Source organism: Streptomyces sp. NPDC048269 (genome assembly GCF_040652395.1).
Lineage (GTDB): Bacteria > Actinomycetota > Actinomycetes > Streptomycetales > Streptomycetaceae > Streptomyces.
The window spans coordinates 126708-146745 of record NZ_JBEZLW010000016.1; the positions used below are offsets into that span (position 1 = coordinate 126708).

Annotated in this window: 17 protein-coding genes and 1 pseudogene; 6 read left to right on the top strand and 12 right to left on the bottom strand. The window is 72.6% G+C overall.

Annotated features, from left to right (window positions below; translation table 11 throughout):
* Window positions 1-10 precede the first annotated feature (10 nt).
* Window positions 11-496, top strand: a complete 486-nt coding sequence (locus AB0D48_RS19880) for a YbaK/EbsC family protein (RefSeq protein ID WP_362398123.1) — start codon at window positions 11-13, stop codon at window positions 494-496.
* Here AB0D48_RS19880 and AB0D48_RS19885 read toward each other — a convergent pair.
* Genes AB0D48_RS19885 through AB0D48_RS19900 form a run of 4 tightly spaced genes read right to left on the bottom strand, consistent with a single transcriptional unit; the run spans window position 485 to window position 4256 of the window.
* Window positions 485-1651 carry a serine hydrolase domain-containing protein gene (locus AB0D48_RS19885; protein WP_362398125.1) on the bottom strand — a complete coding sequence of 389 codons (1167 nt, stop codon included), beginning with the start codon at window positions 1649-1651 and terminating at the stop codon, window positions 485-487. The genes AB0D48_RS19880 and AB0D48_RS19885 overlap by 12 nt on opposite strands.
* Window positions 1652-1679: 28 nt before the next feature.
* Complete coding sequence (locus tag AB0D48_RS19890) at window positions 1680-2432, bottom strand: ABC transporter ATP-binding protein (RefSeq protein WP_362398231.1); 753 nt, start codon at window positions 2430-2432, stop codon at window positions 1680-1682.
* Window positions 2433-2446: 14 nt separating this feature from the next.
* Complete coding sequence (gene cbiQ / locus AB0D48_RS19895; RefSeq protein WP_362398128.1) at window positions 2447-3208, bottom strand: cobalt ECF transporter T component CbiQ; 762 nt, start codon at window positions 3206-3208, stop codon at window positions 2447-2449.
* A 1-nt stretch (window position 3209) separates the two neighbouring features.
* On the bottom strand, window positions 3210-4256 hold the full coding sequence (locus AB0D48_RS19900; RefSeq protein ID WP_362398131.1) for an energy-coupling factor ABC transporter permease: 1047 nt from the start codon (window positions 4254-4256) through the stop codon (window positions 3210-3212).
* A 182-nt stretch (window positions 4257-4438) separates the two neighbouring features.
* On the opposite strand from AB0D48_RS19900, the gene AB0D48_RS19905 reads away from it, so the two are divergent.
* Complete coding sequence (locus AB0D48_RS19905; protein WP_362398134.1) at window positions 4439-4837, top strand: SsgA family sporulation/cell division regulator; 399 nt, start codon at window positions 4439-4441, stop codon at window positions 4835-4837.
* A gap of 100 nt (window positions 4838-4937) precedes the next feature.
* Here AB0D48_RS19905 and AB0D48_RS19910 read toward each other — a convergent pair whose 3' ends face one another.
* Window positions 4938-7142 carry an MMPL family transporter gene (locus AB0D48_RS19910; protein WP_362398137.1) on the bottom strand — a complete coding sequence of 735 codons (2205 nt, stop codon included), beginning with the start codon at window positions 7140-7142 and terminating at the stop codon, window positions 4938-4940.
* A 132-nt stretch (window positions 7143-7274) separates the two neighbouring features.
* Window positions 7275-7865 carry a TetR/AcrR family transcriptional regulator gene (locus tag AB0D48_RS19915; protein WP_362398234.1) on the bottom strand — a complete coding sequence of 197 codons (591 nt, stop codon included), beginning with the start codon at window positions 7863-7865 and terminating at the stop codon, window positions 7275-7277.
* 176 nt (window positions 7866-8041) lie between these two features.
* Between AB0D48_RS19915 and AB0D48_RS19920 the strand changes: the two genes are divergently transcribed.
* A complete protein-coding gene (locus AB0D48_RS19920) occupies window positions 8042-11326 on the top strand; it encodes a S41 family peptidase (RefSeq protein ID WP_362398140.1) in 3285 nt (1094 codons plus the stop codon).
* Window positions 11327-11500: 174 nt separating this feature from the next.
* Here AB0D48_RS19920 and AB0D48_RS19925 read toward each other — a convergent pair whose 3' ends face one another.
* From AB0D48_RS19925 to AB0D48_RS19940, 4 genes are all read right to left on the bottom strand, one after another.
* A complete protein-coding gene (locus tag AB0D48_RS19925) occupies window positions 11501-11707 on the bottom strand; it encodes a hypothetical protein (protein ID WP_362398142.1) in 207 nt (68 codons plus the stop codon).
* A gap of 77 nt (window positions 11708-11784) precedes the next feature.
* Window positions 11785-12669 carry an SDR family oxidoreductase gene (locus AB0D48_RS19930; protein WP_362398145.1) on the bottom strand — a complete coding sequence of 295 codons (885 nt, stop codon included), beginning with the start codon at window positions 12667-12669 and terminating at the stop codon, window positions 11785-11787.
* Entirely contained in the window at window positions 12666-13592 is a 927-nt protein-coding gene (locus tag AB0D48_RS19935; RefSeq protein WP_362398148.1) for an alpha/beta hydrolase, read from the bottom strand. Before AB0D48_RS19935 ends, AB0D48_RS19930 begins: the two co-directional genes overlap by 4 nt.
* Window positions 13589-15178 carry an NAD(P)/FAD-dependent oxidoreductase gene (locus AB0D48_RS19940; RefSeq protein ID WP_362398237.1) on the bottom strand — a complete coding sequence of 530 codons (1590 nt, stop codon included), beginning with the start codon at window positions 15176-15178 and terminating at the stop codon, window positions 13589-13591. Before AB0D48_RS19940 ends, AB0D48_RS19935 begins: the two co-directional genes overlap by 4 nt.
* Window positions 15179-15351: 173 nt before the next feature.
* Here AB0D48_RS19940 and AB0D48_RS19945 point away from each other — a divergent pair, with 173 nt between their 5' ends.
* Window positions 15352-16041, top strand: a complete 690-nt coding sequence (locus tag AB0D48_RS19945) for a MerR family transcriptional regulator (protein WP_362398151.1) — start codon at window positions 15352-15354, stop codon at window positions 16039-16041.
* Here the strand turns inward: AB0D48_RS19945 and AB0D48_RS19950 are convergent.
* Complete coding sequence (locus AB0D48_RS19950; protein ID WP_362398154.1) at window positions 16023-16826, bottom strand: exodeoxyribonuclease III; 804 nt, start codon at window positions 16824-16826, stop codon at window positions 16023-16025. The genes AB0D48_RS19945 and AB0D48_RS19950 overlap by 19 nt on opposite strands.
* Before the next feature lie 38 nt (window positions 16827-16864).
* Between AB0D48_RS19950 and AB0D48_RS19955 the strand changes: the two genes are divergently transcribed.
* Window positions 16865-17380 carry a GNAT family N-acetyltransferase gene (locus tag AB0D48_RS19955; protein WP_362398157.1) on the top strand — a complete coding sequence of 172 codons (516 nt, stop codon included), beginning with the start codon at window positions 16865-16867 and terminating at the stop codon, window positions 17378-17380.
* 36 nt (window positions 17381-17416) lie between these two features.
* On the opposite strand, the gene AB0D48_RS19960 is transcribed toward AB0D48_RS19955, so the two are convergent.
* Complete coding sequence (locus AB0D48_RS19960) at window positions 17417-18814, bottom strand: CoA transferase (RefSeq protein ID WP_362398160.1); 1398 nt, start codon at window positions 18812-18814, stop codon at window positions 17417-17419.
* A 225-nt stretch (window positions 18815-19039) separates the two neighbouring features.
* Here AB0D48_RS19960 and AB0D48_RS19965 point away from each other — a divergent pair.
* Window positions 19040-20025 (top strand): annotated as a pseudogene (locus AB0D48_RS19965) (aldo/keto reductase).
* Window positions 20026-20038: the final 13 nt, after the last annotated feature.

Genomic DNA, 20038 nt, shown 5'->3' on the forward strand with positions numbered 1-20038 from the left:
GCGTCCCCGCATGACGACGACCACGCACCCGCTGTTCGCCGAGGCCCTTGCCGGGCTGGGCCTCGACCTCACCGTCCGGACCTTCCCCGAGGGGACCCGTACGGCCGCCGACGCGGCCGCCGCGATCGGCTGCGAGCTCAGCCAGATCGTCAAGTCGCTGATCTTCTCGGCGGACGGGGTCCCGGTGCTGGTCCTCATGGACGGGGCCTCCCGGGTGGACGTGGACGCCGTACGCCGCGAACTCGGCGCCGGAAAGGTGACGCGCGCCGACGCCGCCCTGGTCCGGGAGACCACCGGATACGCCATCGGCGGGGTCCCGCCCTTCGGCCACCGCACGCGCACACGGGTGCTGGCCGACCGGTCCCTACTGGCCCACGCCGAGGTCTGGGCGGCGGCCGGCACGCCGACCACCGTGTTCCCGATGGCCCCCGGGGAGCTCGTGCGGTACGCGGGGGCGGTGCTCACCGACGTGCGCGAGCGGGCCTCAGAGAGCTGACAGGGCCGACCGCAGGGCCCGCACCAGGGCCTGCGCACGCGGGTCGGCCGTGACCGACTTGGCGTGGGCGTTGGTGACGTAGCCGAAGCCGATGCCCGACTCCGGGTCCGCGAACGCCAGTGAGCCGCCACGGCCCGGGTGGCCGAAGGAGGCGGGGGACAGCAGCGGCGAGGCCGGGCCGTGCAGCATGTAGCCGGGTCCGAAGCGGGTGTTCACGACCAGCACCCGGTCGGGCCCGGCCGAGAACTCCCGCGCGGCCAGCGCCGTGGTGGCCGGTGTGAAGATCCGCGCGCCGTCCTCCACCACGCCGATGGTGGCCCCGTAGAAGCGGGCCAGGGCGCGGGCCGTGCCGATGCCCGCCGAGCCCGGCAGCTCGGCCGCCTGGTAGGCGGGGTCGTTCTCGTCCGGCACGGGGTCGATGGCCGCGAAGGCACGGCGGGTGAGGGAGTCCGGGTCGGCGTAGGCCTCGGAGACGTTGCGCCTCGGCCGGGTCCTGAGCAGACCCGCGCTCTCCGGCGGGTCGACCGGGGCCACCCGGCCCACGCGGTGGGCCTCCGCCTCCGGCAGGCCTATCCAGAAGTCGAGGCCGAGCGGCTCCGCGATCTCCTCGGCCAGGATGCCTCCCACCGTGCGGCCGGTCGCCCGCAGCACCAGCTCGGACACCAGCCAGCTGAAGGTCTGCGCGTGGTACCCGTGCTCGGTGCCGGGCTCCCAGAAGGCCCGCTGCGCGGCGACCGCGCCCGGCCCGGAGACCCCGTCCGCAGCCTCGGCCACGGACAGTCCCCGGTCCAGGGCCGGGACTCCCGCGCGGTGCGCGAGCAGGTCGCGGACCAGGGTCTTCTCCTTGCCGCCCGCCTTGAACTCCGGCCAGTACGAGGCCACGGGCGCGTCCAGGTCGAGCAGTCCGCCCTGGTGCAGCAGCAGCGGTACGGCGGCGGCCACGCCCTTGGTCGCGGAGCGGACGATCTGCGCGGTGTCCTCGGTCCACGGCTCCGTGCCGTTCGCGTCCTTGGTGCCGCCCCAGAGATCGACGACCTTGCGCCCGTCCCGGTACACGGCCACCGCCGCGCCCCTGTCGCCGAGCACCTCGAAGTTGCGTACGAACGCGTCTCTGACGGGCTCGTAGCCCTCCGTCACCACACCCTGGATGTCCACGCGCAGTCCAACAACCGGCGACCGGTGCTTATGCCACCGGTACCGAACGGGGATCGAAGCCGAAGGGCAGCTCGAGGCGGTGTGCCCGCATGAGGGGCTCGTCGCACAGGAGGTCCTGGGTGCGGCCGTCGGCCGCGATCGCGCCCTCGCTCAGGATGACCGAGCGCGGGCACAGCTCCAGGGCGTACGGCAGGTCGTGGGTCACCATCAGGACCGTGACGTCCAGCGAGCGCAGGATGTCGGCGAGCTCGCGCCGCGAGGCCGGGTCCAGGTTGGACGAGGGCTCGTCCAGGACCAGGATCTCGGGCCGCATGGCCAGGACGGTCGCCACCGCGACCCGGCGGCGCTGCCCGAAGGACAGGTGGTGCGGGGGACGGTCGGCGAATTCGGCCATCCCGACCTGCTCCAGCGCCTCCCGGACCCGTTCCTCCAGCTCGGCGCCGCGCAGGCCGGCCGCGGCCGGGCCGAAGGCCACGTCCTCGCGGACGGTCGGCATGAACAGCTGGTCGTCGGGGTCCTGGAAGACGATCCCGACCCGGCGCCGGATCTCGGCGAGGTGGCGCTTGTCCACCGGCAGCCCGGCCACGGTCACGGTGCCGACCCCGCCGCTCAGGATGCCGTTGAGGTGCAGCACGAGGGTGGTCTTGCCGGCGCCGTTCGGGCCGAGCAGGGCCACCCGCTCGCCCTGCGCGACGGTCAGGTCGACCCCGAAGAGGGCCTGGTGCCCGTCGGGGTAGGCGTACGCGAGGCCGGTCACTTCCAGCGAGGGCGCGGGGGTCATGGTCACGGGGTCGGTCACAGGGTCCATCCCATCAGACAGACGGCGAGCGCCGTCACCGGGAGGGCGGCCGCGTACGCCCATTGCCCGCGTGTGGCCACCACCTCGTCGATCACCGGCATCGAACCGGCGTAGCCGCGGCTGACCATCGCCAGGTAGACCCGCTCGCCGCGCTCGTAGGAACGGATGAACAGCGCGCCCGCCGTCTTGGCCAGCACCCCCCAGTGCCGGACCCCCCGCGCCTCGAAGCCGCGCGAGCGCCGGGCGATGGACATCCGCCGCAGTTCGCCGGTCACCACGTCGCCGTACCGGATCATGAACGAGGCGATCTGCACCAGCAGCGGCGGCAGCTTCAGCCGCTGCAGACCCAGCAGCAGCGCCCGCAGCTCCGTCGTCGAGGCGAGCAGTACGGACGCGGCCACCCCGAGCGTGCCCTTGGCCAGGACGTTCCAGGCGCCCCACAGTCCCGAGACGCTGAGCGACAGGCCCAGTACGTCCACCCGCTCGCCCTCGGCCACGAACGGCATCAGCACCGCGAACGCCACGAACGGGATCTCGATCAGCAGCCGCCGCAGCAGGAAGCCGGCCGGTACCCGGGCCGCGGCCGCGACCCCGGCGAGCAGGACGGCGTACAGCCCGAAGGCCCACACCGCCTCGCGCGGCGTGGACACGACGACGACCACGAACGCGAAGGTCGCGGCGAGCTTGCAGTGCGGCGGCAGCGCGTGCACCGGTGAGTGCCCGTGCCGGTAGAGCCGGTGGGCGTGGCCCGCTCCCATCTCAGACCGCCGACGGCTCGGCCGCGGCCTGCTCGGCGGTGCTGCGGCGGCGTACGACCCAGAAGACGCCGGTGCCGGCGGCGACGGTCGCCCCGACGCCGAGGGCGCCCGCGAGGCCGCCGGAGAGGCGGGCGTCGGCGACGTCCTTGACGGCGTAGTCGGCGAGCGGGGAGTCCTTGGCGGCGTGCTCCTCGACCTTGGCGTCGATGCCCTTGTCGGCGGCGACCTTCTCCAGGCCGTCGGGGCTGGCGGAGGCGTAGAAGGAGACGAACCCGGCGAGGACGAGGGCGGTGACCAGGCCGGTGGCCCACACCTTCGTGGTGGAGCGCGGCGCGACGGGGACGGGGGCGGCGGCCGGGGCGTCGACGAGTGCGCCGCCCACGCGCAGCTTCAGCCGCGTGGTCAGCCCGCGCGCCCCGTGCACGAGGTCGGGCCGCACGGCGATCACGGCGCCGACGGTCGCGGCGGTGATGGCGGCCTCGCCGATGCCGATGAGCACGTGCACGCCGACCATGGCGGTGAACACCTTGCCGATGGACACGTCGGTGGTGCCGCCGATCGCGTAGATCGCGGTGAAGGCGGTCGCCGCACCGGGCACCGAGAGCAGGGCGCCGGCGAAGGCGGCGACGGTCACGGAGCGGCGGGTGCGGGGCAGCACCTTTAGCAGCCCGCGGAAGACCGCGTAGGAGACGACGACGGTGACGACGCCCATGACGGTGATGTTCACGCCGAGGGCGGTCAGCCCGCCGTCGGCGAAGAGGATGCCCTGCATGAGCAGGACGACGGACACGCACAGCACGCCCGTGTACGGGCCGACGAGTATCGCGGCGAGCGCCCCGCCCAGCAGGTGTCCGCTGGTGCCGGCGGCGACGGGGAAGTTCAGCATCTGCACGGCGAAGATGAAAGCGGCGACGAGTCCGGCGAGCGGCGCGGTCCGTTCGTCGAGCTCACGGCGGGCGCCGCGGAGGCTGACGGCCACAGCGGCGGCGGCCGCCACTCCGGCGGCCACCGACACGGGGGCGTTGATGAATCCGTCGGGCACGTGCATGGAGTGGCTCCGCTTCTCACACAGGCTTTAACCGTTCAAGAATAGCGCCCTCTTGCAAATGGTTGGCAACAGCGTCTCGGTCACAAATACCCCCTCGCACTTTCGCCGGAATGTGCGAGGCTGGACGACAAAAGGTGCATATGTGCCGATTCCACAACGCTCCGATGCGAGGAGTCTTGTCGATGTCAGCGACCGCCGAGAATCCAGCCGCCGCGACCGCCACGGCGACCGTCCCGCTCGTCGAGGAGCGCGTCAGGGCCCGCGTGATCACCGATGAGCCGCTCTACCGGGCGATCCCGGTCGTCCTGCGATTCGTCCCCGCGGAACCGCTGGCCGTACGGATCGTCTTCCCGGCGGACCTGTCCCCCGAGGGCACCGACAACGAGTGGGTCTTCCCCCGCGCCCTGCTGGAGGCCGGGCTCCAGGCGCCGAGCGGGACCGGGGACGTACGCATCTGGCCCTGCGGCCGCGTCCAGGCGGTCGTCGAGTTCCACTCCCCCGAGGGCGTGGCCGTGGTCCAGTTCGACATCGCCGGGCTGCGCCGTTTCCTGCGCCGTACGTACGCCCCCGCCACCCGTTAGGCGCAACGCCCTGCCCCGGCTGCCGCCGGGAGGTGCGCCGAGGCCCCGTCCCGCCCTGGCGGTCGGGCGGAACGGGGCCTCGGCGTATGCCGGTACGGGGTCAGGCGCTGACCAGCTCGCGGTCCTTGTCGGGACCGTCCGCCGAGTCCGCGAGGTGCTTGCGCAGGCTCTCGCCCTCCACGTCCACGTTCGGCAGCAGCCGGTCCAGCCAGCGCGGCAGCCACCAGGCCTTGTGCCCGAGCAGTGCGAGCACGGCGGGGACGATGGCCATCCGGACCACGAAGGCGTCGAAGAAGACGGCGACGGCCAGGCCGAAGCCGATCATCTTGACCATCTGCTCACTGGCTCCGATGAAGCCCGCGAACACCGCGATCATGATGACGGCGGCTGCCACGACCACCCGCGCGCTGTACTGGAAGCCGGTCACCACGGCCTGGCCCGGACGCTCGCCGTGTACGTACGCCTCGCGCATCCGGGTGACGAGGAAGACCTCGTAGTCCATGGCCAGGCCGAAGACCACGCCCACCATGAAGATCGGCATCATCGACATGATCGGGCCGGTCTGCTCCACGCCGAAGAGGGAACCGAGCCAGCCCCACTGGAAGACCGCGACGACGGCGCCGAGGGCGGCGACCACCGAGAGCAGGAAGCCGAGGGCCGCCTTGAGCGGGACCAGGACCGAGCGGAACACCAGCATCAGCAGCAGGAAGGCGAGGCCGACGACGAGCGCCAGGTAGGGCAGCAGCGCGTCGTTCATCTTCTGCGAGAAGTCGATGTTCATCGCGGTGGCGCCGGTGACGAGGACGTCGTCCCCGCTGCCGTCGCGGATCGTGTGGACCAGGTCCTCCGTCTGCGTGGAGGACGGGCGGTCCTTCGGGATGACGGTGATCACCGAGGCGTCGCCGCCCTGGTTGGGGGTCGGCGGGGTAACCGCGGCCACGCCCTCCAGGCCCTTGATCCGGTCGACCGTCTGGTCGGCGAGTGCCTTGTCGCCGTCCACGACCACCATCAGCGGGCCGTTGAAGCCGGGGCCGAAGCCGTCGGACAGCAGGTCGTACGCCTGGCGCTGCGTGGTGGAGACCGGCTGGGCGCCGTCGTCCGGCAGGCCCATCTCCAGCTTGCTCGCCGGGACGGCGATGACGCCGAGGCCGATCACGCCGGCCAGCAGGACCATGACCGGACGGCGCAGGACGAAGCGGGCCCAGCGGGTGCCGCCGTTGGCCTTCTTCTCGTTCCCGGCCGCCTTGCCCTTGCCCTTGCCCTTGCCGAACAGCTTGCTCTTCTCGCCGGCGGGCAGGACCTTCTTGCCCGCGAAGCCGAGGATGGCCGGGACCAGGGTCAGCGCGACGAGCACGGCGATGACCACGGTGCCCGCGGCCGCGAAGCCCATCTTGGTCAGCATCGGGATGTTGACGACGGCCAGGCCCACGAGGGCGATGACCACGGTCAGACCGGCGAAGACGACGGCGGAGCCGGCGGTTCCGGCGGCCCGTCCGGCGGCCTCGTCGCGCTCGCGGCCCTCGGCGAGCTCCGCGCGGTAGCGGGAGACGATGAACAGGGCGTAGTCGATGCCGACCGCGAGGCCGATCATCGTCGCGAGGGTGGCCGTGGTGTTGCCGAGGTCCAGCACGTTGGCCAGCGCGGTGATGGAGGAGACGCCGATGCCCACGCCGATCAGCGCGGTCAGCAGCGGCAGCCCGGCGGCGATCAGCGAGCCGAAGGTGATGACGAGGACGATCGCGGCGATCAGGATGCCGATGATCTCGCCGGAGCCGGTCTCGGGGGCCGCCATCAGCGCGTCACCGCCGATCTCGACGGTGAGCCCGTGCGCCTGGGCGTCCTTTCCGGACTCCTTGAGCGCGTCGCGGGTCGCGTCGGTCAGCTCCATGCCGCTGACCTTGTACTTGGCGCTGATGTAGGCGGTGGAGCCGTCCTGGCTCACGGCCTGGCTCTGGTACGGGTCGGCGACCGAGGAGATCTGGTCCTTGCCCGGGCCGTACTTCAGGCCCTCGACGATCTTCTCGACCTCGGTCTTGGTGCCCGGGTCGGTGACCTTGGCGCCCGCCGGGGCCTTGATGACGATCCGGGCGGTGGCGCCGTCGGCGGCCATCCCCGGGAACTTCTTGTCGAGCACGTCGAAGGCCTTCTGGGCCTCCGTGCCGGGTATCGAGAAGGAACCTGAGGTGGGTGCGGACGCCGATGCCGCGCCGAAACCGGCGGCGAACAGCAGCGCCACCCAGATGAGGGCGACAAGGCCGCGGCGCCGGAAGGCGCCCCGGCCGAGACGGTAGAGGAAGGTGGCCACGTCGGTGGTTCTCCCGTTCGGGTCGTGGGATGGATCCGGAAGCCGGATCTGGGCATGGAGAGCCGGCCCGACGACGAGAGCGGCGTGTCAGGAACAGCGGGAAAGCAGCGGGGACGGGAAGGAGGAGGAGAGTCAGACGCCGAGGGCGGGGAAGACCACGGCGTCGATGAAGTCACCGAGGAAGGCCCGGTCGACCGGACGGTCCTCGATCAGCGGGAGCGCGATGAACGCCCCGATGAGCATGTGCGGTACGAAGTCCAGTGCCGGACAGTCCGGGCGGATCTCCCCCCGGTCCACCGCGCGCTGGAGCATCACCTGCAGGCCGTTGATCTCCGGGTCGACCAGCAGGTCCCGCAGTGCCTTGTGGAGCTCCGGGCTCTCGTGGACCGCATGGGCCAGACCCCGCATCAGCGCGGTGTCCTTGGCCATCTGCGCGTCGTCCGAGTGCTCCACCATGCGCGCGAAGTCCGCGCGCAGGCTGCCCGTGTCGATCTCCCGCAGCGAGACGGGCTGGGTACATCGCAGGGCCTTGGCGACCAGCTCCGGCTTGCTCCCCCACTGGCGGTAGAGGGTGGCCTTGCTGGACTTGGTGCGGGCGGCGACCGCGTCCATGGTCAGCGCCTCGTAGCCCACTTCGCGGAGCAGGTCGAGGACCGCCCCGTGGAGTTCGGCCTCCCGTTCGGGGGTGATCCGGCTGCGCCGCGGCGCCATCGCCTCGGTCATCTCCGTGCCTCCGTCCGAACGTCCGAACACGCCTCTTATCGAAACGAAAGTGTTCCGTACGCATACGACGATACCCCCGCTCCCATCGAAACGAAACCGTTCCGTTTCGCATCGAGCAGTGGCATGGATCACGTGTACGAGTTGCCAGGCCCTCCTGGCGCGGAAAGCATTGGGGGGTGAGTCACGACGTCGCGTACCTCCGCTTCCCGCACCTGCACGACGACCTGCTGTGTTTCGCCACCGAGGACGATCTTTGGGTGGCGCCCTTGGTTCCCCCTGGAGATCCGGTCGGCCGGGCCTGGCGGCTCACCGTCGACCGGACCAGGGTCAGCCATCCGCGCTTCTCCCCCGACGGCCGGCACATCGCCTTCACCACCTGGCGGAGCCTCGACCCCGAGATCCACCTGGTCCCCGTCGACGGCGGGCCGGCCCGCCAGCTGAGCTACTGGGGCGCCACCGACACCCGCGTCTGCGGCTGGACCCCGCCCGACGAGGACGGCCGCAGCGACATCCTGGCCGTCTCCTCGCACGGCCAGCCCTTCTCCTACTTCGCCTGGGCCTACAGCCTGCCCACCGACGGCAGCCCCGGCGGGCGCCTGCCCTGGGGGCCGGTCTCCGACATCCAGGTCCACCCCGACGACTCGGGCGAGCGGCGCACCCTGCTGCTGACCGGCAAGCCCCCGCACGAGCCCGCCGCATGGAAGCGCTACCGCGGCGGCGCCACCGGCCGGCTGTGGCTGCACGGGCAGCGGCTGCTGGAGGACATCGAGGGCCACCTCGACTCCCCGATGTTCGTCGGCGGCCGTATCGCCTTCCTCTCCGACCACGAGGGCATCGGCAACCTCTACTCCTGCCTGCCCGACGGCACCGACCTGCGCCGGCACACCGACCACGAGGAGTTCTACGCCCGGCACGCCTCCAGCGACGGCTCCCGGATCGTCTACCAGTGCGCCGGGGACATCTGGCTGGTGGACTCTCTGGCCCCCGACGCCGTCCCGCGCAAGCTGGAGGTCCGGCTCGGCGGGCCGCGCGCCGGCCGGCGTACGTACCAGGTACCGGCCGCCAGCCACGTCGACTCGCTGTCCGTGGACGCCACCGGGCGGGCCAGCGCGGTCGTGGTGCGCGGCAGCCTGTACTGGCTGACCCACCGCGACGGCCCCGCCCGGACCATCGCCGACACCCCGGGCGTACGGGTGCGGCTGCCCGAGATGCTCGGCAGCGGCGGGCAGGTCGCCTACGTCACCGACGCCGAGGGCGAGGACGCGATCGAGATCGCCTACCTGCCGCGGGCGTCCGGGGAGCGGGAGCCGCGCCGGCTGGCCTCGGGCGAGCTGGGGCGCGTACTGGAGCTGCTGTCCGACCCGGACGGGGAACGGCTCGCCATCGCGTCCAACGACGGGCGGCTGCTGCTGCTCGACGCGACCGAGGAGTCCACCGGGGAGGTCACCGAGCTGATCCGGTCCATCAACGGGCCCGTCACCGACCTGGCGTTCTCACCCGACGGATGCTGGCTGACCTGGTCACACCCGGGCATCGGGCGGTCGCTGCGGCAGATCAAGATGGCCCGGATCGCCGGACCCGGCGCGCGCACGGTCATCGACGTCACCAACGGCCGCTTCGAGGACGAGAGTCCGGTCTTCACGCGGGACGGGCGCTACCTCGCCTTCCTGTCGTGGCGCGGCTTCGACCCGGTGTACGACGTGCACACCGGTGACCTGTCCTTCCCGCTGGGCTGCCGCCCGTACCTGGTTCCGCTGTCCTCGGCGACCCCCTCCCCCTTCGCGCTGTCCGCCGAGGGCCGGCCCGCGGCGGGCGGACTCGACCCGGGCGAAGGGGACTCGGGCGATTCCGGAGACGGCGCGGTGATGGTGGAGGTGGAGGGGCTGGAGAGCCGGGTCACGCCCTTCCCGGTGTCGGCGTCGAAGTACTCGGCCCTGTACCCGGTGCACGGCGGCGGGCTGGTGTGGCTGCGCTGGCCGATCTCGGGTGCGCTCGGCGAGACCTTCGCCAACCCGGCCGACATCAGCGGCAAGCCGACGCTGGAGCACTTCGACCTCACCAAGGCCCGCAAGACGGAACTGGCCTCGGGACTGGACTGGTTCGCCGTCAGCGGCGACGGCACCCGACTCGTGATCAACGACGACGGCGACCTGCGCGCCGTCCCGGCCACCGAGTCGGGCGACAGCGACTCGACCGTCTACCTGGACCTGCGGCGCATCCTGCACGAGGTGGACCCGGCGGCCGAGTGGCGCCAGGCCTACGAGGAGGCCGGGCGGATCATCCGCGCCTACTTCTGGGAACCGAAGATGTGCGGCATCGACTGGGACGGGGTACTGCGCCAGTACCGCTCCCTGGTCGAACGGGTCGCGTCCCCCGACGAGTTCGCCGACCTGATGCGCGAAGTCCTCGGCGAGCTGGGCACCTCGCACGCTTACGTCTCCCCCGCCCGCCGCAACGAAGGCCCCCCGCACTACCAGCGGGCGATCGGGCTGCTCGGCGCCAACCTCGTTCCCCGGGACGGGGCGTGGGTGGTCAGCCGGATCCTGCCCGGCGAGTCCTCGGACTCCAAGGCCCGCTCCCCGCTGGCCGGCACCGGCATCCGGGAGGGCGCGGTGCTCACCCATGTCGACGGGCGCCCGGTGGACCCGGTGACCGGCCCCTACCCGCTGCTGTCGGCGGCGGGCGGAACGACCGTGGAGCTCACCTTCCAGCCCGCCGAGGGCGAGGGCCCGGCCCGCCGGGTAGCGATCGTGCCGCTGATCGACGAGCGGCCGCTGCGCTACCAGGACTGGGTGTCCAAACGGCGGGCCGTGGTCCGGGAGATCAGCGGCGGCCGCTGCGGCTACCTGCACATCCCCGACATGGGCGGCTCGGGCTGGGCGCAGTTCAACCGCGACCTGCGGATGGAAATGTCACGGCCCGCGCTGATCGTGGACGTACGCGGCAACGCGGGCGGGCACATCAGCGAGCTGGTGGTGGAGAAGCTGACCCGCTCGATCCTCGGCTGGGACCTGACGCGCAATGCCCAGCCCGTCTCGTACGCCTCCAACGCGCCCCGCGGTCCGATCGTGGCGCTCGCCGACGAGGCGACCTCATCGGACGGGGACATGATCACCGCGGCCTTCAAACTGCTGGGCCTGGGCCCGGTCGTGGGCCAGCGCACCTGGGGCGGGGTGGTCGGCATGACCGGCCGGCACACCCTCGGCGACGGCACGGTGATCACGGTGCCGATGAACGCGGCGTGGTTCCCGGAGTACGGCTGGTCGGTGGAGAACCACGGGGTGGAACCGGACCTCGCGATCCTGCGCACCCCGCTCGACTGGGCGGAGGGACGGCACGCCCAGCTGGACGACGCCGTGCACCTGGCGCTGGAACTGCTGGAGCAGGACCCGGCCGCGGTGCCGCCCGGCTACACGGACGTGCCGGACCTGCGCCGCCCGAAGCTGCCGCCGAGGCCGTAGCGAGGGGGCATGCCCGACGAGGGGGCATGCCCGAGGCCGTAGCGAGGGGGCGTAGCGAGGGGGCGTGCCACCGAGGGAACATTGCATGCGCGAGGGCATGGCGAGGGCATGCGCTAGGGCATGCGCGAGGGGCGCGATCCGTGTGGATCGCGCCCCTCGGGGCAGCCAGGGCCGCTAGAAGTTGTCGTCGACCTCGTCCCACGACTGGCGTGCCGTGTCCGGCCGGCGCGCCGCGTCCGGCTGCTGCGGGCTCTGGGGCTGCTTCTTGCCCTTCGTCTGCCGGGCACGCTCGGAGGCTTCGCCCTTCGCGCCCTGCGCAGCCTTCTGCGCCTGCTCCTTGAGCTCGTGCGCCTTGTCCTGGAACTGGTCCTTGATACCCATGCTCGTTCACTCCAGAAGGGGTGTTGGTGGTGGGGCCTCGACCAGACTGGCATGGGCGGACAAAGCTCGCATTTCGATCAGTTACTCTGCGTGCGCTCCCGCTCGTCCGCGGCCCCGCCGGCCCCCACAAGCCCCTTGGAAACACCGGCCAGTCGCGGCTCGAACCGCTTCATCTCGCGCTGCCCGACGGCCCCGATGATCCCCGGCAGGTAGCCTCGCACGCCCTGCATCCCGCGCAGCCACCACTGCGCGTACACGTGCGCCGAGCGCCGCTCGATGCCCGCGACGATCCGGTCGACGGCCGGGCCCAGCGGGTACGTGCGGTTCGAGGGCCACGGCAGCCGCTGACGCAGCTCCCGCATGACCTCGTCCTGGTCGGCGCCGCGCACCATGTCGGTGTCCGTCCAGGAGAGGTAGCCGACACCGACCTTGACGCCCTTGTAGCCGACCTCGGCGCGCAGGCAGTGGGCGAACGCCTCGACGCCGGACTTGGAGGCGCAGTACGCGGTCATCATCGGCGCCGGGGTGATCGCGGCGAGCGAGGCGATCTGGAGGAAGTAGCCGCGGCTCTCGGTCAGGACGGGCAGGAAGGCCCGTGCGGTGACGGCCCCGCCGATGAGGTTGACCTCGATCACCCGGCGCCACGCGTCGGGGTCGGAATCGGCGAAGGGTCCGCCGGAGGCGACGCCCGCGTTGGCGACGACGATGTCGACCTTGCCGAATCGCTGCTCGACCTCCTCGGCGACCCGGGCCATGGCCTCGTGGTCGGTGACGTCGGCGTACCAGTGGCCGCTGTCGGTGTGCAGCTGTTCGGAGACCTCCTTGAGGGCCTCCGGCTCCAGGCCCACGAGGGCGATCTTCGCGCCGCGCGCGGAGAGTTTGCGGGCGAGGAGCTCGCCGACCCCGCGGGCGGCGCCGGTGACGACGGCGACCTGGCCTTCCAGACTCCTGCGAGCGCTCACGGCGTCTTCTCCTTCTCTACGGCGGGGAGGTACAGGGACGCCAGCTCGCGCAAGGCGCCGGTGACGGCCTCGGGGGCCTCGATCGGGGTCATGTGCCCCGTCCCGGTGAGCTCGGTGAGGCCCACGCAGTTCGGGAGCGCGGCCGCGAGCCCGCGGGCGTGCACGACGGGTGTGAGCCGGTCGTCCTTGCCGCCGATGACGGCGGTGGGCACGGTGAGCCGGGCCACGTCGGCGTCCAGGTCCAGCCCGGCCAGCACCTGGGACCACGCGCGGCGGACGTTGGTGGGGCAGGCGTGCACGATGCGGGCGCACGCCTCGACCTTGTCGGGCGCGGAACCGCGGCCCATGGTGGCGTACTTGAGGACCTTCTTCGCGACCGGCGTGACCGGTCCGAGAGGGGCGCGCGAGCCGAGCACCGAGCCGGTGATACGGGTCCTCGCGCGCCCTGGGCGCAGGGGCACGACCGTCGCCTCCGCGACCAGCCGGCCGCTGCCGGTGCTGCACAGCAGCGCGGCCGCGACGCGTTCGGTGAACTCCGGGCGGGCGGCGGCCGCCATGATCGTCATGCCGCCCATGGAGTGCCCGGCGACGACCGCCCGCTCCCCGGGGGCGAGGACGGATCCCAGGACGGCGACCAGGTCGTCGGCGAGGGCGGTGGTGCTGTGCTCCCGGGCGGCGGGGCTGCGGCCGTGGCCGCGCTGGTCGTAGGCGATGACCCGGTGGTCCTTCGCCAGCTCCCGGATCTGGGCGGCCCAGAACGCGGTGGAGCAGGTCCAGCCGTGCGCCAGCACCACGGCCGGCGCGCCCTCGTCGCCGTGCACCTCGACGTGCAGCTGTGCCCCGTCGGCGGAGACGGCGACGAACTCGCGTCGCCCGACCGGGGGCGCGTACGGCCCCGTGGTGACGTGTGCCGGGCGGCTCACGCGGCACTCTCCTCGGTGGCGGCCTCGGCGGGCTCCTTCGTGGCGGCCTCGGCGGCCTCCTTCGTGGCGGCCTTGGCGACGGCCGGGACCGGCTCCCTGTCCCGGACGCGGAGGACCTCGTACTCCGACAGGTCGACGGTGCGCGTCTCCTTGCGGAACTCGCCGGTCGTGCCGGGCCAGACGGTCGTGTTGCGGCCCTGGGCGTCCAGGTACCAGCTGGTGCAGCCGCCGGTGTTCCACACCGTCCGCTCCATCCGGGCCTGCACGTGCCGGTTCCACTTGTTCACGGCGGACGGCCGGGCCGCGAGCGCGGCCCGGCCGCTCGGGCTGCTTCCACCGAGGAGGGCCAGCTGCCGCAGGTAGTCGGCCATGTAGTTGAGCTGCGACTCGATCATCAGGATCATCGAGCTGTTCCCGAGCCCGGTGTTCGGCCCGATGATCGTCATCCAGTTGGGGAAGCCGGCCGCGGTGGCCCCGCGCAGCGCCTGCATCCCGTCCTTCCACGCGTCCGCGAGGGTCGTGCCGTCCGCGCCCACCACCCGGTCGGCGATCGGCATGTCCGTGACGTGGAAGCCGGTGCCGAAGACGATCGCGTCGGCCTCGGTCTCCGTCCCGTCGGCGGCGACCAGGACCGAACCGCGGATCTCCTTCAGCCCGGAGGCGACCAGGTCCACGTCCGGCCGGGCCAGGGCCGGGTAGTACTCGCTGGAGAGCAGGATCCGCTTGCAGCCGATCCGGTACGAGGGCGTCAGCTTGGCGCGCAGGGCCGGGTCCTTGATCGAGCGCGCCATGTTGGCCTTGGCGAGCGATTCGATGAGCCCGAGCTGGTTCGGCCGCTTGGTAAAGGCGCTGACCTGGAGTTCCCTGATGCCCCACAGCAGCCCGCGCCGCGCCGCCCGGGTGAAGGGCAGCTGGCGGTGCAGCCAGCGCTCGACGGCGGTGATGGCCCGGTCGGTGCGCGGCATCACCCACGGCGGGGTCCGCTGGAAGAGCGTCAGGCGCTCCACCTCGGGGGCGATGGCCGGCACGATCTGGATGGCGGAGGCGCCCGTACCGATCATGGCGACGCGCTTGCCGCGGACGTCGTAGTCGTGGTCCCAGCGGGCGGAGTGGAAGACCTTGCCGGGGAACTCGGCGAGCCCGGGAACCTCCGGCATCTTCGGGTCGGACAGCGGCCCGGTCGCCGACACCACCACGTCGGCGGTGAGCGGACCGGCGGAGGTCTCGATCTCCCAGCGCAGCTCCTCCGCGTCCCAGCGCATCATCCGGACCTCGGAGTCGAGCCGGATGTGCGGGCGCAGTCCGAAGGTGTCGGCGACGTGCTCCAGGTACGCGCGGATGGCCGGCTGCCCCGAGAAGGTCCGGGGCCAGTCCGGATTGGGCGCGAAGGAGAAGGAGTACAGGTGGGAGGGGACGTCGCACGCGCACCCGGGGTAGCTGTTGTCACGCCAGGTCCCGCCGACCGAGTCGGCCCGCTCCAGTACGACGAAGTCGGTGATCCCCTCGCGCCGCAGCCGCACGGCCGCGCCGAGCCCCCCGAATCCGGACCCGATCACCGCCACGCGCACATGCTCACGTCGTGCGATGTCACCGCCGCTGCCCATGCCGCCGCCCATGCCAGCCACCTTCCACCGCATCACATCCGCACCTGCAACGCTGCCAGCAATCACTGGCACAATCGGGAGAGTAGAGCAGCCCCGTACTCATGGGTAGGGGTCAAGCCCGGAAAGTTACTGCCGGTACGCCATAGGCTGCGGCTGTGGCGAAGGAAGAGACGGAAGCGAAGACAGTGCGCGAGTACCGCACGGAGGAACTGGCCGAGCTGGCCGGCATCCCGGTCCGCACCCTGCGCTTCTACCGCGAACGCAAGCTGCTCCCGCCGCCGCGCCGCGAGGGCCGCATCGCCTGGTACGACGACCACCACCTGGCGCGGCTGCGCACCATCGCCGCCCTGCTGGAGCGCGGCCACACCCTCGGCGGCATCGCCGAGCTGACCGCCGCCTTCGAGAGCGGCCGTGACGTCAGCCAGCTCGGCGAGCTGCTCGGCATCGGCTGGTCGGAGGAGACCCCGGTCCGGCTGACGCCGGAGGCGCTGGCCGACTACTTCGAGGGCGAGGTCACCCCGGAGAACCTGGCGGCCTCGCTCGACCTCGGCTACCTCGCCACCGACGGCGACGAGATCGTGCACGTCAGCCGGCGTCTGCTGGACGTCTCCTCGGCCCTGGTCCGCGAGGGCGTTCCGCTCTCGGCGGTCCTGGAGACGGGCCGCCGCGTCCGCGAGCACGCGGACGCGATGGCGGCCCTGTTCACCGAGCTGATCACGGCCCACCTCCCGCAGGACGCCCTCCCGCGCCTGCGCCCGCTGGCCAAGAGCGTGGTCGAGGCCGAGCTGGCGATGGCGATGGACCGCCTGCTGGCATCCGGATCCGGTCAAACCCCGAGCTCGTAGACGACCGTCACGGGCGCGTGGTCGGACCAGCGCTCGGGGTGCGTCTCGGCGCGCTCGACGAACGCCTTGACCGCCTTCGCGGCAAGTCCGGGCGTCGCGACCTGCAGGTCGATGCGCCAGCCGGCGTCGTTGTCGAACGCCCGCCCGCGGTAGGACCACCAGGAGTACGGGCCTTCGGTGTCGGGGTGCAGGGCCCGCACGACGTCGACGTACCCGGCCTCCGCGTAGACCTTCCCGAGCCACTCCCGTTCCTCGGGCAGGAAGCCGGCGTTCTTCCGGTTGGTCTTCCAGTTCTTGAGGTCGGCTTCCTGGTGGCAGATGTTCCAGTCGCCGCAGACCACGACCTCGCGCCCGTCCGCGGCGGCCCGCGTCCTCAGCCCCTGGAGGTAGGTGTGGAACTCCGCCATGAACCGGTACTTCTCGTCCTGCCTCTCGGTCCCGGCCTCGCCGGAGGGCAGGTAGAGGCTGGCGACCGTCACGCCGGGCAGATCGATCTCGAGGTACCGCCCGCTGGTGTCGAATTCGTCACTCCCGAATCCGACCTGCACCCGTTCGGGCGCGCGCCGCGTGTACAGCGCGACCCCGGCCCTCCCCTTGGCGGCGGCCGGCGCGAAAACGGTGTGCCAGCCCCCGGGGGTCCGGACCTCCTCCGGGATCTGCCCCTCCTCGGCCCGCACCTCCTGAAGGCACACCACGTCGGCGTCGGATCCCTGGAGCCACGCCCCGAACCCCTTCTTGGCGGCAGCGCGGATCCCATTCACATTCACGGAGGTCACGGTGAGCATCCCTGCACCTTAGCGGGACGGTTCCGTACGATATTCGAATGTCTCACGGTATAGACCTCCGCCCGGTGCCGTACGACCACCCGGACGCGGTCAAGCTCAACGACCAGGTCCAGCTCGAGTACCAGGAGCGGTACGACGGCGAGGGTGACGTCACCTTCCTCGACCCGGCGATGTTCGCCCGGCCGGCCGGGCTCTACCTGCTGGCGTACGACGCCGCGGGCGCCCCGGTCGCGAGCGGCGGCTGGCGCAGCCAGGAGCAGAACGACGAGGGCTACTCGGACGGCGACGCCGAGCTGAAGCGCATGTACGTGATCCCGGAGGCGCGCGGTCTGGGCCTGGCCCGCCGGATCCTGGCGGCGCTGGAGGACGACGCCCGCGCGGCGGGCCGCGTCCGCATGGTCCTGGAAACGGGCGACCAGCAGCCCGAGGCGATCGCCCTGTACCTCTCCGCGGGCTACTCCCCGTCAGCCAAGTTCGGCCACTACCGCTTCCACGACTCCAGTCGCTGCATGGCGAAGCCGCTGGTCCGGGACGTCCGGGACGTGTCCCGCTAGCCGATCACCTCTTCACGAGCACCGCGGAGCCGGTCTTCACACCCCCTCGGGAGGACACCCCGGGACGGCCTGAGCCCCGGCCGGGCGCGGGAGCCAGACCGCGGCGTCCGTGCCCCAGCGGGACGGGCCGCGCTTCCAGTCCCCGAGCGGCCCTGCGGCGTACCGGAGGGGCCCGTATCCCGAGTCCGTGTACCGGAGCCACGGTTCCGCCGCGTACCCCGCGTGGCCCCCGGCGGCCGGGGCGGCGGCCGGGACGTCCCTGACCAGCCACGAGGCCGTTCCCGCCAGGGAGAACCGCAGGGCGCGCCCGCGCGGGCCCTCGGCCAACGCCCTCAGCACGCCCGCCGCCATCAGATATCCCGTGCCGTGGTCCAGCGCCTGCGCCGGCAGCACCCCCGGCACACCGTCCGGACCGGCGCACCGCGCGGCGATCCCGTAGCCCGCCTGCACCAGCGAGTCGAATCCCCGCCGGCCGGCCCACGGGCCGTCCCACCCCCACGCGCACAGCTGGGCCACCACCAGCCCCGGCCGCCGCTCCAGCAGTTCCGCCGGCCCGAGCCCGTACCGCTCCAGCGCCCCCGGCCGGTACCCGGTCACCACCACGTCCGCCTCGGCCAGCAGCCGGTCGAACACCGCCCGGTCCGCCGCGGCCGCGAGGTCCAGCAGCGCGGACCGTTTGCCGAATCCGGTGTCCGCGTACGCGTCGTCCGCCTCCGGCAGCCCCGGCGGGTCGATCCGCAGGACGTCCGCGCCCAGCAGTCCGAGCGTGCGGGTCGCCACCGGTCCCGCGATGACCCGGGTCAGGTCCAGCACCCGCACCCCGGCCGCGGGCAGCCCGCCCGGGGCGGGCCCGAGCGTCCGGCCCGGGGCCCCGGTCTCCCGTACGGTCTCCACCAGCGGCCGCGGATCCCCGTACCGGCCCGCCACGGCGACGGCCAGGCCGCCCTCCCCGTAGACGAGTTCCTGTACGTCGAGGGCCGCGCGCCCCGCCACCGCGGCCCGTACCGCCTCCGGTGCCGCCGCCGGCAGCCCCAGCGCCCGTACCAGCGCCGCTTCGTGGTGCGGATAGTTGGCGTGCGTACGGACCCAGCCGTCGGCCGCCCGCCAGAAGCCGGACAGCGGCGCGAAGCTCACCGGCTTCCGCCCGCGTACCCGCAGGTGCCGCTCGCTGACGAAGGCCGCCGCGACCGCGCCCTCGTCCACGACGGGCGCGGCGAGGCCGTCCGGCCCCTCCCCCGCTCGCACCACCGCCAGTTCCGCCGCGGCCAGCGCGCACGCCCCGACCGTGGCCCGCGCCAGCTCCCTTACGGGCAGCGGCCCGTCCCCCAGGTTTCCCGCGCCGCGGTACCGCACCCGCCCGGCGAGCTCCGGCGCCCCGCCGAGCGCCGCCCAGGCCTGTTCCGTCCCGCCGTCCCGCCCATCGGTGATCGTCATGGGGCCATTCTCGGGGAGGCCCGGGCGGTCCTGCCCGGGGGCGAGTTCACGCTGGTCATCGATGCAACGCGGCGGCGGCGAAGGGCACTTCACCACCCCATGGCCTTCATGTACGTTGAACGGAAAACGCTTCCCCTGCCCGGCGCGGCGCGTGACGGGGAACCAGCCGGTCCGCGCGGGCGCGGTGCCACGGCCGGGAGCCGGACCGAACCGAAAGGCACCACCGTGAAATACCGCGTCATCGGCTCCGCCCCCGAGACCCGCCGCGAAGTGAGCGTGCTGAGCCTCGGCACGATGACCTTCGGCACGACCGTCGACGAGGCCACCTCGTACGGATCCTCGACCGGTTCGTGGAGGCGGGCGGCACGTTCATCGACACCTCCAACAACTACGCCTTCTGGGTGAACGGCACCCAGGGCGGCGAGAGCGAGGAGCTGGTCGGACGCTGGCTGCGCAGCCGCGGCATCGGCGACGAGATCACCGTCGCCACCAAGCTGGGCGCCCGCCCCAACCAGCCCACCAGCGGCTTCAGCCTCGATGTGGAAGGCCTGTCCGCCAAGGTCATCCGCGAGTCGGCGGAGCGCAGCCGCGAGCGCCTCGGCATCGAGCGGATCCACCTGCTGTACGCGCACATCATGGACGAGAACACTCCACTGGAGGAGACCGTCCAGGGCTTCGCCGACGTCGTCGCGGACGGCACGGCCGGCCTGCTCGGCGCCAGCAACCACTGGGCCTGGCGCGTGGAGCGCGCCCGTACGCTCGCCGCCGCGGCCGGCGTACCGGGCTACGAGGTGCTCCAGCACCACCACAGCTACCTGCGCCAGCGCACCGACATCCCCAGCCTGCGCTCGCCCGACGGCAACCAGGGCCTGGTGAGCGGCGACCTGCTCAGCTACCTCCGGGACAACCCGTCCCTCACGCAGGTCTCGTACTCCCCGCTGATCGCCGGCGCCTACGTACGCGACGACAAGCCGCTCGGCCCCGGCTTCGAACACGCGGGCACCGAGCGCCGCCTGCGCGCGGTCCGCGAGGTCGCCGCCGAGACCGGCGCCACCGTGAACCAGGTCGTCCTGTCCTGGCTGATGGGCGGCGACATCCCGGTGCTCCCGCTGGTCGGCGCTTCCTCGGTGGAACAGCTGGAGGAGAACCTCGGAGCGGTGGCGCTCGACCTGACGCCCGAGCAGCGCGCCACGCTCGACTCGGTGAACTGACGCGGGCCCACGA

Excerpts from the sequence above, each read along its gene's own strand:
- AB0D48_RS19880 (WP_362398123.1), top strand. The coding sequence starts at position 11 with ATGACGACGACCACGCACCCGCTGTTCGCCGAGGCCCTTGCCGGGCTG.
- AB0D48_RS19960 (WP_362398160.1), bottom strand. The coding sequence starts at position 18,814 with ATGACGATCACCGATGGGCGGGACGGCGGGACGGAACAGGCCTGGGCG.
- cbiQ (WP_362398128.1), bottom strand. The coding sequence starts at position 3,208 with ATGGGAGCGGGCCACGCCCACCGGCTCTACCGGCACGGGCACTCACCG.
- AB0D48_RS19890 (WP_362398231.1), bottom strand. The coding sequence starts at position 2,432 with ATGACCCCCGCGCCCTCGCTGGAAGTGACCGGCCTCGCGTACGCCTAC.
- AB0D48_RS19900 (WP_362398131.1), bottom strand. The coding sequence starts at position 4,256 with ATGCACGTGCCCGACGGATTCATCAACGCCCCCGTGTCGGTGGCCGCC.
- AB0D48_RS19905 (WP_362398134.1), top strand. The coding sequence starts at position 4,439 with ATGTCAGCGACCGCCGAGAATCCAGCCGCCGCGACCGCCACGGCGACC.
- AB0D48_RS19955 (WP_362398157.1), top strand. The coding sequence starts at position 16,865 with ATGTCTCACGGTATAGACCTCCGCCCGGTGCCGTACGACCACCCGGAC.
- AB0D48_RS19950 (WP_362398154.1), bottom strand. The coding sequence starts at position 16,826 with ATGCTCACCGTGACCTCCGTGAATGTGAATGGGATCCGCGCTGCCGCC.
- AB0D48_RS19925 (WP_362398142.1), bottom strand. The coding sequence starts at position 11,707 with ATGGGTATCAAGGACCAGTTCCAGGACAAGGCGCACGAGCTCAAGGAG.
- AB0D48_RS19915 (WP_362398234.1), bottom strand. The coding sequence starts at position 7,865 with ATGACCGAGGCGATGGCGCCGCGGCGCAGCCGGATCACCCCCGAACGG.